This is a genomic window from Caballeronia sp. LZ065 (assembly GCF_031450975.1).
GTDB lineage: Bacteria > Pseudomonadota > Gammaproteobacteria > Burkholderiales > Burkholderiaceae > Caballeronia.
Genome location: NZ_JARUXV010000002.1, coordinates 251,551 through 265,712, shown reverse-complemented (window position 1 = coordinate 265,712; position 14,162 = coordinate 251,551). Strand labels below are relative to the sequence as shown.

Genomic DNA, 14,162 nt, shown 5'->3' with positions numbered 1-14,162 from the left:
TCACGACCGCCATCGCGGCGGGCATTCAACCAGAACACGCCATGCATGGATCACAATTGCCCAAACACCGTCGGTCCTGCGCGACGGCATCCGTCCTCCAGGACGCGCCGCGCGCGTTGCAGATCCATCCCTCGGCGCTGAACCCGTCGAACCTGCTGCTGCTCGCGGTGCTGGGCGTGATCGGCGCGATCATCGGGGTCGAGTTGCTGGTGCGGGTGGGCGTGACGCCGAATACGTCCATCGTCGGCGCGCTGGCCGCGATGTTCTGCGCACGCGTGCCCTTGCGTTTCTTTCGGGCGTATCGCTCGGTGCACGTGCAGAACCTGGCGCAAAGCGCCATCTCGGCCGCCACGTTCGGCGCGGCCAACAGCTTGCTGCTGCCCATCGCCATTCCGTTCCTGTTCGGCCGCGAAGATCTCGTCGCGCCGATGCTCGCGGGCGTCGCGCTCGGCATGCTGCTCGATGGCTACATGCTGTACCGGCTGTTCAACACCAGCGTGTTTCCGGCCTCCGGCGCGTGGCCGCATGGTGTCGCGGCGGCGGAAGCCATCAAGGCCGGCGACCAGGGCGGCAAGCAGGCGCGTCTGCTCGGCGCCGGCATCGTGATGGGCCTGACCGGCTCGTGGCTCGGCATTCCCATGTCCGCGTTCGGCACGGCGTTCATCGGCAATGTGTGGGCGCTCGGCATGCTGGGCATCGGCTTCCTGATTCGCGGCTATGCGACGCTGCTGTTCCACTTCGACATCAGCAAGGCCCTTATTCCGCACGGCATGATGATCGGCGCGGGGCTTGTCGCGCTGCTCCAGGTCGGCATGCTCGTGTTGCGCGACCGGAATCCGCCAGGCCGTGCGCCGCTCGCGTCGGGTACGGATTCGGTCATCGCGCGTTCGCTGCGCTTCGGCGGGATCGCCTACCTCGTGCTCGCCGCGCTCGTCGCGCTGTTGAGCGGATTGTGGGGCGAGATGTCGCCGGGCATGTTGGCGGCATTCGTTCTCTATGCGGCGGCGGCCGCGTTCGTGCATGAACTGATCGTCGGCATTGCGGCCATGCACTCGGGCTGGTTCCCGGCCTTCGCCGTGGCGCTCATCACGTTGCTGATCGGCATGCTGATCGGCTTTCCGGCGGTGTCGCTCGTGATGTTGTGCGGGTTTTCCGCCGCCACCGGGCCGGCTTTCGCCGACATGGGCTATGACCTGAAGGCGGGCTTCATCTTGCGCGGTCACGGCCAGGATCCGGCGTTCGAACTCGCGGGCCGACGCCAGCAGCTGATCGCCGCGATGCTCGCATTCGTCATCGCCATTCCGGTCGTGCTGCTCGCGTATCGCGGGCTCTTTGCGAAGGGGCTGATCCCGCCTGTTGCGCGGGTCTACGTCTCGACCATTCAGGCGGGCATCGCGCCCGGCGTCGTCCATGCGCTGCTCGTGTGGGCCGTGGCCGGCGCGGCGCTCCAGTGGGCCGGCGGGCCGAAGCGCCAGCTGGGCGTGCTGTTCGCGACGGGCCTGCTGATCGCCAGCCCACTCGCGGGCTGGGCGCTGCTCGTGGGGATCGGCATGCGCCTCGTGATCGGACGCCTCAGACCGGGCGCGAAGAGTCGCACGGAAGTGTTCGCAGCGGGCGTGATTGCGGCAGACGCGCTGACCGGCTTCTGCGGCTCGCTCATCAAGTCGCGCTGATTCATCCACCCTTTCAACGCAGTGCCCAACACGGAGAACGCCTTCATGAGCCTCGCGCAAACCCTGCAAGTCTTCGAAGCCTTCGACAGCCGCCATGCGAGCGGCCAGACTGTGATCGATCTGCTCGCGCCGTTCGCCGACGTCGGCGTGAGTGTGGAGGTGCTCGAACTGAGCGGCCCGAAGGGCACGACCGACTTCGTGCGGATCGGCATTCCGGGCGATTGGGGCAAGCACAGCGGCCGCCATGCGAAGACGCTTGGCGTCATCGGGCGGCTGGGCGGCATTGGCGCGCGGCCGTCACGGATCGGCATGGTGTCCGACGCCGACGGCGCCATCGCCACCGTCGCCACCGCGCTCAAGCTTGCGCAGATGCGCCGCAACGGCGACCCGCTGCCGGGCGACGTCGTGCTGACGACGCACATCTGCCCGACCGCGCCCACGCGCCCGCACGATCCGGTCGAATTCATGGACACGCCGGTGGAGACCGACCGCCTTCTTGCGTATGAAGTCCGGGGCGAAATGGACGCCGTGCTCTCGCTCGACACGACCAAGGGCAACCGCATCATCAATCACAGCGGCTATGCCCTCTCGCCGACGGTCAAGGACGGGTATATCCTGCGTGTCTCCGAAGACCTGCTGCGCATCATGGAGATGACGACCGGCAAGCCCGCCATCACCTTTCCGGTGACGACGCAGGACATCACGCCTTATGACAACGGTGTGCATCATCTGAACAGCATCATGCAGCCGTCGATCGCGACGAGCGCACCAGTGGTCGGTGTTGCGCTCACGACGCAGGTCGCGGTGCCGGGCTGCGGCACGGGCGCGAGTCATGAAACCAACATTGCGCTGGTGGTGAAGTTCGCGGTCGAGGTCGCCAAGGAGTTCGGGCGCGGCACGTGTTCGTTCTACGATGAAGTGGACTATGCGCGTCTGCTTGAACTTTACGGCTCGCTTGTGCATCTCAAGGGCGTCGCGTGTGATGTCCGGTGAGTGCGGAGCGTGACTTGGCTTTCCCTTGCGCTGATTGCGCGATTGATTCCGGAGACTTTTGATGAACGCCCTTTTGTTGAGCAATTCAAGAAGTCCCGATGGCGCTTACCTCGTTCATGCGCTGGACGCCATCCGCGCACTCACGCCGAGCCGCGCGCAGACCACGACGCAGGCGCTGTTCGTGCCGTTCGCTGGCGTTACGTTGAGTTGGGATGAGTATGCGAGCACGGTCGCCGCGGCGCTGGCGCCGGCTAACATCGAGCTGCGTTCGGTACATGCTTTTGCGAGCGATGCCGAGGCACAGGCGGCTGTTGCGCAGGCGGCATTGATCGTGGTGGGCGGTGGGAACACGTTCCAGTTGCTCGCGCAATGCCGCGCGCGTGGTCTGCTTCAGGCGATTCGAAAGGCCGTGCAGGGCGGCGTGCGCTATCTCGGCTGGAGCGCCGGGGCGAATCTCGCGTGTCCCACTATCTGCACGACCAATGACATGCCGATCGTTGATCCTCGTGGCTTCGATGCGCTCGATCTCGTTGGCTTTCAGATCAACCCGCATTACACCAACGCGCTGCCGCAAGGGCATCAGGGCGAGACGCGCGATCAGCGCATCGAGGAGTTTCTGGTGGCGAATCCGGGAGCGAAGGTACTTGGTTTGCCGGAAGGAGATTGGCTCGAGGTGACGCCTGCGGGGATGACATTGCGTGGCTTGCATGACGCAAGGTATTTCGAGCAAGGCGCAGCGCCGGTCGTGCTTGCGCCGGGGGCGATTTTGGTTGGTTGAAGTCGGTAGTTCGAGGAAGTTGTAGCTCTGGAAGCACGGCATAAATTACCCAAAGCCGGACGTAATCTCCAGTTGCTAGCATGGCGCCTCTTTCCACTCGAATAACCCCTCAACCCATGAAGAAAGCAGTCATCGCCTTGCTCGCCTCCGGCTTCGCATTCCTGTCCGTCGCTCCCGCCTTCGCTGCGCCGCCCCATCATCATGTCGTGTGCCATAAGGTGCGCGTGCATCATCATTGGGAACGTCGCTGCCATTAAGGGCATTGTTTGATCTGCAGGAAAGCGCCCGTTTTTCGGGCGCGAGTTGTTGATTCAGCTAGCTCTGAGCTTGGGCCATGCGACGGTTGTGCGTCACTCATCTCGATCAATCAACTCTGAATGGCTGGTTCACATCTCTTCAAAACATCTCGCTTCTTGCTCGACTCAAAGCGCTCCGGCTAGATCTGCAAGCTCCGGGGTAGCGCGACTGTTGGCAGTCGACCCTTCCGAGTCATTCAGCGGCTCGTGCCCCACTGTCCGCTCCCGCGTAATCAGGGGCCACTCGCCGTCGACCCGCGTCCCGCGCGAGAAACTCGCGTAGGCAGTTTTCAACTATTATGGAAACGTCGTTACGCTCCCCACCCTCAGACAAGCTGCCGATAAAGCAAATCGAACCGGCGGCAAACAAGGCGCCACCGTTCGGCGCAAAGCCGCATACCATGTGTGCACGAATTCCGCCGAATTGACGCGGCTTGCCAACAATTCGATCAGGCGTCAGCACCTCGTCGGGCGTGGTCGCATAGCTCTCATCGTGGCCCTCCGAATAGGCAACGACCGAGACAAACGCCGACGTACCAAGGTCGGCAGCACTCTGGTCAATTTCAAATCCAGCCGCTCCTCCGCCCGACAACCCGTGATCGCCGATGGGTTGGCCTGCACCTGCTGTTACGCCATCGAATAGCCATTCAAATTCCGGCTTAAATGAGGCCGGCGCGCGCACGTAATGCGTGCCTTTGAAATCGCCCTCAGCAGTGAAGCCGACTCCGGCAACGGCCTGCGGCGGTAATCCGTTTCGACGCCACATCCCACCGTATTCACCATCCAACTGATGGTAGTACTCGCCCGGCTCGCTTGCCCAAACGCGCATGCCACCCTCCGCGCGTCTTATTTCCAACATGTGCGGCATCGATGTGGGCCGGGCGATCTTCCAGTAAAAGCCGTTTCCTCCAAGATACATAAGCCTGCCACCTGCAGCACGATATGCAAGGATCGCATCAAGCATGCGGCGGGTGTGATACTCGGGATGCGATCCGGTCAACACTACGTCATAGTGCTTGAGGGCCTCGACGCCCAGGTCGTCCAGGTCTTCGTCGGTAACGACATCGAAGCCGAAACCTTTCTCCTTCAACCAGTTCGTAAGATGCGAATCCGCCGAAAAATGCCTGAGCCCGGAGCCGTGCTCATCGAAGAACGTGAGATATCCAGGACGCATCGTGAGGACAGGACGCAAGCGCGAGGACAGGTGAATGCCCGAACCATCGATGTGGTTGTTGTAAGTCGAAAGCCCAAACGCTCTTACAACATCAGGGTTGTGCGGATACCCACCCCACTCCTTTACTCGTTGAGCCAGCGGCCCCCGAAAATTCCCGCGCGCGTTGTTGGCGTACGCAAGATACGTCAGTGTGGGCGCGAGGAAGACGATTCGTTGCCGTTCGCAGCCCGGCGCAACCGTGACATAAAACGGAATCGAATCCACTCCCTCACCGTTGTCGACGCGCAGACAGTAGACGCCTGACGGCAGCTCCAAAGGGATTCGAAGGGTGACCGACGTGTCCCATTTGCAATCGGCAAGATCATCCGAATGAAAACGCATGGCCCGATATTGGTCGGGCGCACGTTGCCAATTCATCTCTTCTCCGGTCCATGTGGAAGATCGGATCGCTCGCATCGGGGAGTTCACCAATGTCAGCGGCTGGTTTGCGTCAAGCGTGTTGGGGACACGGTTGAGATCGAGCGTCGCGCTAAAGTCCCAGCTCGCGAAGACCTGTGCCTCGCTCGAATCAGGTGCGACCGCGTCTCGCCGAACGACATATAGCGACGGATTTTCGATCGACCCATCGAATGCCGCTTGGGGATGCTCGTTCCACACCGCTGCGAAGCAGATCATCGTCGCCTCGAACGCCTTCGACGCGAAGCTGCACGAAACCTCAGTCTCAATGGTCGTGACGGAGCGCTCAAACGTAATGGTCGTCTCGGAGGATGCATGTACCCGGCCATCCTGGCTTAGTAAAAGGCGCAGCCTCGTCCATCTGTCGGTGTGAACGGTGACATCCGCATAGACCAGTTCCCCTGTCTGCAGGTCCTGGAACCCAAGCCGCCCCTCGGTAAGAACCACGGCGAAGCCACTCGTGCCCGATTCGTTTTGAAGCGAAACGACTGTCTGGGGCGCTATCGTGTCCAGTGTGGAGCAAATATTTAACTCCAGTCTCAACTGTTGAGCGCTGACCGGCATGGATAAGGGACCCACCGCGCACGAGCCTGCGAACACGGGTTGGTCCTGTCCTGGATACGAAGCCTCGAGCGGAACATCGACAGGTACGAGTTTCATTCCCGGTCCGAGCGGATTCGGGTCGCAGCAATCCACGCGCTGCACTTGCGCCACGAACGGCCGCCCGTGGCGAGAACTGATCTTGAAAGCGAGTTCCTGCCCCGCGTGTGCACTCCACGGAGTGACGTAGCCAACGATCGGGGGCGTTCCGCTGTTTCGAGGTTCCATGGTTATCGCACTCATCGTGAGTTGAGCAAGCGTCGTGATGAAAGATCAAGGGTTAAGGGTTAAGGGTTAAGGGTTAAGGGTTAACTCTGAAAGAGATCAGATCTTCTAAGGGTTGTAAATAGAACCAAACGTGGTCATTATAGATCCAATTCTCCAACCACTCGAGGGTGCGATGAAAAAGACAGTTGGCTTTTGTCTGGCGTTTTTGGCACTTGCGGCGGCGCCAGCGGTCGGCGCCCAGGAAGTCGTGAACATCGGAATATCCGGGCCTCTGACTGGTGCGCAGGCCTCTGAAGGGAAGGATAACGAGAATGGCGCGCGGCTGGCTGTCGAGGAGCTGAACAAGAATGGGATCAAGGTGGCGGGAAAGACAGTCACTTTTAAATTGGTATCAGAAGATGACCAGGCTGATCCGCGTATCGGCGTGCAAGTCGCGCAAAAGCTAGTCGACGCGAAAGTCAGCGCCGTCCTCGGCCCATACAACTCCGGCGTCGCCATCCCTGCCTCGCAGCTGTACCACAACGCCGGAATTCCGATGCTGTCCGTGGCGTCAAATCCCACGCTCACCTTGCAAGGATTTCCCGAGGTATTCCGGATCGGGGCAAGTGATTCGCAGCTTGGCGGAGCGATGGCTGACTTTGCGGTCGACAAGCTGAAAGCAAAGACCGCTGCGGTGATCGACGATCGAAGCGCGTATGGTCAGGGGGTCACCGAACAGTTCATTACTGTTGCAAAGGCCAGAGGGCTCAAGATCGTGCAGCAACAATACGCGAGCGGCCAGGCGATCGATTTCAAGGGGATACTGGCGCAAATCAAGTCCGTCAACCCGGAGGTGATTTTCTATGGCGGATATGCGGCGCAGAGTGCTCCCCTCGTCAAGCAGATGCGACAGCTCGGCATCCGCGCGAAGCTGCTGGGCGGAGATGGCATTTGCACGTCCGACATGGCGAAAATCGGCGGCCCTGATGCAGCCACTGCCTACTGCTCTCAAGGCGGCGTTTCACTCGACAAATCGCCTGCAGGCAGCGCGTTCCTGAAGAAATACAAAACGACGTTCAATGTCGATACACAAGTGTATGGCGTCAGCTTCTATGACGGGTTGAAATTGCTGGCCGATGCGATGGTGAAGGCAGGAACGACAACCGACCGCGCGAAGATCGTCGCTCAACTGGAAAAAACGCCGTACAAAGGGATTGCGGGCGAGTACGCCTTCGACGCTCATCACGACCTGAAGGCATCGGCCACGACCGTGTACACGTTCAAGGACGGCTCGGTCGTCACCTACGACAAGTAATGGTCTAGAACACTAAACATACGCTTGTGGAGCAGTTATGAAAGTTACCCGAACACTCAATACGGTTGAAGTTCACACGGGCGGTGAGCCCTTCAGGATCGTGACGAATGGCTTTCCACGCCTCACGGGAAAAACCATCAACGAGCGCCGCGCCTGGATCCAGGAGAACGCGGACCAACTGCGACGAGCCTTGATGCTCGAGCCGCGCGGACACGCTGACATGTATGGCGGGTTTCTGACCGAAGCGGTAACCGACGGCGCCGATTTTGGAATCATCTTCATGCAGAACGCAGACTACAGTCCGCACTGCGGCCACGGCGTGATCGCCCTGTCGACAGCGGCGGTCGAGCTGGGCTGGATCGAACGTACATCTCCGGAGACGCGAGTCGGGATCGATGCACCCTGCGGATTTATCGAGGCATTCGTCAAATGGGACGGTGAGCACGCCGGAAACGTGCGCTTTGTAAACGTGCCTTCCTTTATTTGGAAACAGGATGTCACTGTGAGCACGCCCACCTTCGGCCCCGTCACGGGTGACATCGCCTACGGCGGGGCCTTTTATTTTTACGTCGACGGTCGCAAATATGATGTCGCGGTTCGGGAAGACAACGTGGAGTTGTTGAAGAAATTCGGCGACGAGATCAAGCAGGCAGTGAACGCTCAATTCGACATCGTGCATCCCGAGGTTCCGGAGATTCGAGGTCTGTACGGCACGATCATCTCGGGCCTTGCGCGCCACCCCGGATCGACGCAATCAAACTGCTGCATCTTTGCGGATCGCGAGGTCGACAGGTCGCCCACCGGATCCGGCACCGCGGGACGCGTCGCGCAGCTTTATCTACGAGGCGAGCTATCCGCGCAGGAAACGCTAGTCAACGAGTCGATTATCGGCACCGTCTTCAACGGACGAGTGCTCAAAGAAACTCAATGCGGTGAATTCGACGCGGTCATCCCGGAGATCGAGGGAAATGCGTTCATCTGCGGTTACGGGACCTGGCTTATCGACGAACGCGATCCTCTCACCTACGGATTTCTTGTTCGGTAAGCAAGTCGTCGTTCGAGGGCGCTTATCATACGTTCCTGCACGGCTGCTTTCCCGAGGAAAGCAGCGAACCGAGCCCTAGAAACGCGTAAGGACAGCAACATGAGCGCAACGAGACAAGATTTGGAGTCTTACTTTCGGCCCTTGCAGGTGTACGAACAGGTCGAAGAAAAAATCAAGGCCGAGATCCGGACCGGACGGTTCGCGCCGGAATCTCGTCTTCCCTCCGAGCGTGAACTCGCAGCGCTCTATGGGGTCGGCCGACCCGCTGTCCGCGAAGCGATCGGAGCCCTGCAGAACGAAGGGCTAGTCGTGACGAGGCGGAATTCGGGTACCTACGTGACGGCGTCCGCATCCCAGTTTCTGACCGACGGCGGAAGTGCCGATCAGGAAGCGGGTCAAAGCGAACCCGATTTTAGTCCGACTGGCACTCTAGAGACGCGGTTCATTCTGGAGCCCGCGATTGCGCGGCGCGCTGCTGCGAGAGGAAAGCGCGATCGACTCGCCGAACAGTATCTCAGCCAGATGGAAACGATCGTCGATATAGACAATCTCGAACAACGCGCTCTATGGAATAACAGTGACCGGATGTTTCACCGCCAGTTGGCGGTCATGACCGGGGACGCCTTGCTGGTGAAAATCGCCGACGAAGTCGCAAAAACAATGGATCAACCCCTTTGGAAGCGACTGAAAGACGAAGGAATCTACGAGCCGAATCGGATTCGCCTGTATGCGTCGGAACACCGCTTCATTTACGAATCCATCGTCCTCGGCGATGCTGACGCCGCGGCATTTTATGTCGAGCAACACATCAAGCGCGTGCGACGCGACATCGCGCCCAAATGACTCCTTCATAACGCTACTGCAAAGTTTTGATTTCCAGTTGAGCGCCGGCATGGCGAGACGAATCAGCCGGTTCTGGATCGCTTTGGCTAAACAAATTCCTTCGACTCTTTCGAACCTGCGCTGGAGCGGTACTAACAATGGCCGACGTCGCCCTTTCTCTGGAATACTTGCACGCGCTCGCTGTCGATGTGCTGACTTCAAATGGTCTTGATAACTCTCATGCAGAAGCGTTGGCCAAAGTGCTGGTGGCGGGTCAGCGTGACGAATGCCAATCCCACGGCGTCTGGCGACTGCTTGGCTGCGTCAAGACGCTGCGCACTGGCAAGCTGAATGGCAGCGCCGAACCTCGAGTGCATGATGTCGCGCCCGCGCTTGTAAAGGTCGATGCGCAATTCGGGTTCTCTCCGCTTCCATTTGAAATCGGCAGCCGGATCCTCGTTGAGAAGGCAAGGAAAACGGGCATTGCGGCGCTCGCGATCAACAATTGCTTTCACTTCAGCGCATTGTGGCCGGAGATCGAAGCCCTTGCCGCGCAAGGGGTAGCCGCACTCGCGATGGTGCCCAGTCATAGCTGCGTGGCGCCTGCCGGAGGCACCCGGCCACTGTTTGGAACAAACCCGATAGCGTTTGGCTGGCCGCGTCCAGAAGGGGTTCCGTTCGTGTTCGATATGGCGACCAGCAGGATTGCACGAGGCGAAATTGAGTTACATAGACGTGCTGGCCTGAAGATTCCTAATGACTGGGCGATCGACGACGAGGGGCAACCGACGGACGATCCCGAAAGAGCGCTGAAGGGCGCCATGATGACGTTTGGTGGATACAAAGGCTCCGCATTGGCAGCAATGGTGGAACTGCTGGCGGGTCCGTTGATCGGCGACATGATTAGCCAGGAATCGCTCGAATTCGATGAAGGCTTGGGAGCAGCGCCGTGTCACGGCGAACTCGTCATTGCCTTCGACCCTTCGGTGTTTGGCGGAGCAGACGCAGGCGACAATGCACACCGAGCCGAAGCGCTTTTTGCGGGTATCGTAGGACAAGGAGCGCGCCTACCATCCCAACGACGATTTGAAGCTCGTGAGCGAAGTGTCAAACACGGTGTCACTCTATCTGCTGAGCTTCATGCGGATCTTCTAGCGTTGAGCAAAAGCCAAGATCGTAACGCTGATGCATGCGGTCGAAGCTGATGGTCAAAGCGGCTCGTTCGCCTGTTACGTGCGGACGAAAAAAGCAAGCACGTTCTCGCGAGAACGATGTGGTTGGCGAGCGCGCCGACCCGAAAGCATGGGCACAGTTTGCGCGATAGCCTCTCGACAGCAGCGTTAGAGCGGCCCACCTGCATGAATCGATTGCCTGGATGGCTCTGGTCGACCACAGGCTACGCGACGATTGGCGGTTTGAGCGTGAATTCGCCGCGCGTGCTCGGCCCGGAATTGGCTGTCGACGCTGTCGCGCCGTGTACTCCGCGCCTGTCTTGATGTCGAGAGCGGTGATTCCATACGATTCATCGCCGCTCAACGACCGCAATGGCGCGGCGACCGGTCATTTTCCGGCGTTAGATGAATGGCGATTTGTGGCCGTTCGCGGTCCAACATAGACGGACGGGCGTGGACGGCCATAAATCGTCCGAGGAAGGCAGCGTCACCCACAGCAGCCGATCGGGCGGACATCGCAAGGCAAAAAAACGTGGTCCATTCATGCAAGTCGGCATTCAGGAACAAGAATTCCGCCTCAATGAAGCTCCAAAAATTAACCTTGTTTGCAAATAGAATCGCTGCCTCCGCCCTGCGGCTCTAACTTCGACAGTGCAAAGTCATAGTCTTCCCTTGTTCAAAGACAACGTCTGGGCCATTTGTACCTCAACTGAAACTCAAGACCTCACGGGCCCTGGCCGATATCAAGGCTGATACGCCAAACGGAAATCCCATGAAAAAATCGCCTTCCTTTTTTCCCCTACTCTTGTGCGCCTGCGCGACGGCGTCCCATACCTTCGCGCCAGATGGCCGTGAAGCGTTCTCGCTCGACTGCTCAGGCTCCGCTCGGAACTGGGGTATGTGTCTTGAGAAAGCTGGAGACCTCTGCAATACGCGAGGCTATGAGGTGATGCGGGCGAGTTCGGAGGACGGCTACCTTGCAGCCGGTAACGCAGGCGCGTCAATTTCCGGCAGTCGCGCGGGGTTTGGTGGCAACAGTTCTTCGAGCTTCTTCGCTTCGACGTTGCGCATGCGGACCATGCTGATCGCCTGCAAAAAGCCGGCATAAGACGTGGCATCTTGGTGTCGCCAGCGGGACGTACCGCGACGACGCCCGTCACACTAAGGTCCGATCGCCGAACTCGCCTTACTGGAAACCATGGAGGATAAGATCTTTTTAAATGACGATGCTGTGCTTGTCACTCGAAGATCTTATCTACAACATCTCGAATGCGGTGGCGAAGGCCGTGGTCGCGCGCGGATGACGCAAACAAGCGGGTCGGAAGTGGAGTAGATTGTTGGCGTTGTTTGATCTCACCCGGTTCAAGCCGTGCTCTTAATCGCTTCTTCATTGTTGGAGAACGACACTCAGTGCAGTCTAAGCATTCGTTGCTATGCGCTGGTTGAGCGTCGGACGGCTTTCGAGCCGGCCCGGCCGTTCAAGTGACCCTCCTGGAATTCAGGCCAGCGGAGGAAACTAGTTTATTCAAGCCGCACAAAAGCACGCCGCGCAAGAATTCAGGCTTTTAACTTCCCTTCGTTGGTCCCCGCCCACTGCGACGCCCCGACTGCCATCCATCACATCATCGTTCGGACAGTCCGGGACGAAGCCAGTCGGCGAAAAACGCACGCTCAAGGGCGGCGAAAACAGCACCGATGAAACGTCGCGGGACATTCCCGTTACATGAGCTTGTAGCCCAGGGACGCCTGTCGTGGGACCGCCCGCTGACCCGGCGCATCAGATTCGAAGATATCAACCAACAATCGGCGCCCTGCACGACCGCGTGAAAGCACAGCCGATCGTCGACCTCACCTGAGCGCCTTCCACCACGTCGAAATTCTCATTCAGCCCGCACGCCTTCACATTCGCACTGCGACACCACCTGAAGATCCCACATCTGCGACGCTATCCGAACATCGATACCCCACGTCGGAGGTGCACCAAAATGCCCAAAAAACACACAGGCGGCTGCGCATGCGGCGCGGTCAGATTCGAATTCGACACCGAACCCGGATTCATCGCGGATTGCTACTGCCGGGACTGCCAACGGGCGAGCGGCGGCGTGATGGCCACCTTCTTCGGCGTCCCCGAAACCGACTTCACTGTGCTCAGCGGCAAGCCCAAGTCCTTCGCCTATATCGCCGATTCCGGCAAGGGAATCGACCGCAACTTCTGCCCCGACTGTGGCTCGCGCCTCTTCACGAACCACGCCGGAGCCTTCCCCGGAACGGTGTTCGTGATGCTGGGCAGCCTGGACAATGCCGAAACGATCCAGCCGATGCTCGAAATGTTCACGAAGCGCCGTCATGGTTGGCTGAAGCATCCCGACATTCCGCAGTTCACGGACATGCCCTCATGACACATCAACGCCGCGCGCAAGAAGAATCGCGCGCGGCCCGACGCATCAGTTCACTACCGTCTCCCGCTTCTTCTGCCGCAACGCCACCCCCGGCCACAACTGCGCACCGCCGCGTTCGTATTGCCCCGGATACCGAATCCGCCCGACTTCGCCGAGCACTTCAGCGGCATGCCACGGCCATCTCGGGTCATCGATGAACGCACGCCCGAGCGCCACGCAATCGGCCTGCTGGTTCGCGAGAATGGCCTCTGCCTGATGCGCGTCTGCAATAAAGCCGACCGCCCGCGTCACCATGCCGGTACGGCGCTTCACCTCTTCGGCGAGATGCACCTGATAGCCCGGCTCGACGGGAATGGCAGCCGGCATGACCGCCCCCGACGTCACGCAGACATAATCCGCGCCGACGGCCTTGAGCGCGTTCGTGAACGCGACACATTCGTCGATCGTAATCCCACCATCCTTCCAGTCCGTGCCGGTGATGCGAAAGCCGAGCGCGACGCCTGCGCCGAGCGCGTCGCGCACTGCGGCGGCGATATCGAGCGGCAGACGCATGCGGTTCTCAAGGCTACCGCCGTATTCGTCATCACGCTGGTTCGCCAGCGGCGACAAAAACTGATGCAGCAGATAGCCATGAGCCGCGTGAATCTCGACGACCTCGAACCCGAGGCGCGCCGCACGCTTAGCCGAATCGACGAAGCTGTCACGCACGCGGCGGATGTCGTCCTTGGTCATCGCCTGCGGAATAGGCCAGCCGTCCGTGAACGCAAGCGCCGATGGCCCCTGCGTCTGCCACGGATCCTCGCCCTCAGCCAGCGCGCTGCGTCCTTCCCACGGTCGTTGCGCCGAAGCCTTCCTGCCGGCGTGACCCAACTGGATGCCCCAGCGCACACCCTGCCCGACGCCACGCGCCGCCGCCATCACGCGCCCGAGCGCGGCTTCGGTGACATCGCTATAAAGCCCGAGGCAGCCGTGCGTGATGCGCCCATGCCGTTCGACGGCGGTCGCTTCGAGCATGACCAAACCCGCCCCCGAGACAGCGAGTTGCATGAGGTTCATCAGATGCCAGTCGCTGGCGCAACCATCGTTGGCGCTGTACTGACACATCGGCGCCACCACGATACGGTTATCGAGTTCGACGGAACCCATGCGCAATGGGGAAAAAAGAATGCTCGTCATGCTTGGTCCAGATAGTTGAAAGCACTCCACGTCAGCATCGCGGAGAGTCGAAATAA

General features: G+C 60.0%; 11 protein-coding genes. 9 read left to right on the top strand and 2 right to left on the bottom strand.

Features of this window, described 5'->3' with window-relative positions; translation table 11 throughout:
• The first annotated feature begins 56 nt into the window (after positions 1 to 56).
• The 3 genes from QCE63_RS15385 (at position 57) to pepE (ending at position 3,444) form a co-directional block, all read left to right on the top strand.
• Complete coding sequence (locus QCE63_RS15385; protein WP_309834165.1) at positions 57 to 1,673, top strand: OPT/YSL family transporter; 1,617 nt, start codon at positions 57 to 59, stop codon at positions 1,671 to 1,673.
• Between the two features lie 45 nt (positions 1,674 to 1,718).
• Entirely contained in the window at positions 1,719 to 2,666 is a 948-nt protein-coding gene (locus QCE63_RS15380) for a DUF1177 domain-containing protein (protein ID WP_309834163.1), read from the top strand.
• Between the two features lie 61 nt (positions 2,667 to 2,727).
• Positions 2,728 to 3,444 carry a dipeptidase PepE gene (pepE, locus tag QCE63_RS15375; RefSeq protein ID WP_309834162.1) on the top strand — a complete coding sequence of 239 codons (717 nt, stop codon included), beginning with the start codon at positions 2,728 to 2,730 and terminating at the stop codon, positions 3,442 to 3,444.
• Between the two features lie 489 nt (positions 3,445 to 3,933).
• Here the strand turns inward: pepE and QCE63_RS15370 are convergent, their stop codons facing one another.
• On the bottom strand, positions 3,934 to 6,030 hold the full coding sequence (locus tag QCE63_RS15370; protein ID WP_309834161.1) for a N,N-dimethylformamidase beta subunit family domain-containing protein: 2,097 nt from the start codon (positions 6,028 to 6,030) through the stop codon (positions 3,934 to 3,936).
• Between the two features lie 340 nt (positions 6,031 to 6,370).
• Between QCE63_RS15370 and QCE63_RS15365 the strand changes: the two genes are divergently transcribed.
• The 6 genes from QCE63_RS15365 to QCE63_RS15340 all read left to right on the top strand — a co-directional run bounded on the left by QCE63_RS15365 (position 6,371) and on the right by QCE63_RS15340 (position 12,930).
• A complete protein-coding gene (locus QCE63_RS15365) occupies positions 6,371 to 7,492 on the top strand; it encodes a branched-chain amino acid ABC transporter substrate-binding protein (RefSeq protein ID WP_309834160.1) in 1,122 nt (373 codons plus the stop codon).
• Between the two features lie 37 nt (positions 7,493 to 7,529).
• Entirely contained in the window at positions 7,530 to 8,537 is a 1,008-nt protein-coding gene (gene lhpH / locus QCE63_RS15360) for a trans-3-hydroxy-L-proline dehydratase (RefSeq protein ID WP_309834159.1), read from the top strand.
• 99 nt (positions 8,538 to 8,636) lie between these two features.
• Positions 8,637 to 9,380, top strand: a complete 744-nt coding sequence (locus tag QCE63_RS15355) for a GntR family transcriptional regulator (RefSeq protein ID WP_309834158.1) — start codon at positions 8,637 to 8,639, stop codon at positions 9,378 to 9,380.
• A 137-nt stretch (positions 9,381 to 9,517) separates the two neighbouring features.
• On the top strand, positions 9,518 to 10,564 hold the full coding sequence (locus QCE63_RS15350) for an Ldh family oxidoreductase (RefSeq protein WP_309834156.1): 1,047 nt from the start codon (positions 9,518 to 9,520) through the stop codon (positions 10,562 to 10,564).
• Between the two features lie 739 nt (positions 10,565 to 11,303).
• Entirely contained in the window at positions 11,304 to 11,639 is a 336-nt protein-coding gene (locus QCE63_RS15345) for a hypothetical protein (protein WP_309834154.1), read from the top strand.
• An 877-nt stretch (positions 11,640 to 12,516) separates the two neighbouring features.
• Positions 12,517 to 12,930 (top strand): GFA family protein, encoded by a 414-nt coding sequence (locus tag QCE63_RS15340; RefSeq protein WP_309834153.1) that lies wholly within the window; start codon positions 12,517 to 12,519, stop codon positions 12,928 to 12,930.
• A 45-nt stretch (positions 12,931 to 12,975) separates the two neighbouring features.
• On the opposite strand, the gene QCE63_RS15335 is transcribed toward QCE63_RS15340, so the two are convergent.
• Positions 12,976 to 14,106 carry an NADH:flavin oxidoreductase/NADH oxidase gene (locus QCE63_RS15335; RefSeq protein ID WP_309834151.1) on the bottom strand — a complete coding sequence of 377 codons (1,131 nt, stop codon included), beginning with the start codon at positions 14,104 to 14,106 and terminating at the stop codon, positions 12,976 to 12,978.
• Positions 14,107 to 14,162: the final 56 nt, after the last annotated feature.

What these genes read in the sequence shown, in the direction of transcription:
- QCE63_RS15380 (WP_309834163.1), top strand. Translation starts at nt 1,719, where the DNA reads ATGAGCCTCGCGCAAACCCTGCAAGTCTTCGAAGCCTTCGACAGCCGC.
- lhpH (WP_309834159.1), top strand. Translation starts at nt 7,530, where the DNA reads ATGAAAGTTACCCGAACACTCAATACGGTTGAAGTTCACACGGGCGGT.
- pepE (WP_309834162.1), top strand. Translation starts at nt 2,728, where the DNA reads ATGAACGCCCTTTTGTTGAGCAATTCAAGAAGTCCCGATGGCGCTTAC.
- QCE63_RS15340 (WP_309834153.1), top strand. Translation starts at nt 12,517, where the DNA reads ATGCCCAAAAAACACACAGGCGGCTGCGCATGCGGCGCGGTCAGATTC.
- QCE63_RS15350 (WP_309834156.1), top strand. Translation starts at nt 9,518, where the DNA reads ATGGCCGACGTCGCCCTTTCTCTGGAATACTTGCACGCGCTCGCTGTC.
- QCE63_RS15365 (WP_309834160.1), top strand. Translation starts at nt 6,371, where the DNA reads ATGAAAAAGACAGTTGGCTTTTGTCTGGCGTTTTTGGCACTTGCGGCG.
- QCE63_RS15370 (WP_309834161.1), bottom strand. Translation starts at nt 6,030, where the DNA reads ATGAAACTCGTACCTGTCGATGTTCCGCTCGAGGCTTCGTATCCAGGA.
- QCE63_RS15345 (WP_309834154.1), top strand. Translation starts at nt 11,304, where the DNA reads ATGAAAAAATCGCCTTCCTTTTTTCCCCTACTCTTGTGCGCCTGCGCG.
- QCE63_RS15335 (WP_309834151.1), bottom strand. Translation starts at nt 14,106, where the DNA reads ATGACGAGCATTCTTTTTTCCCCATTGCGCATGGGTTCCGTCGAACTC.
- QCE63_RS15355 (WP_309834158.1), top strand. Translation starts at nt 8,637, where the DNA reads ATGAGCGCAACGAGACAAGATTTGGAGTCTTACTTTCGGCCCTTGCAG.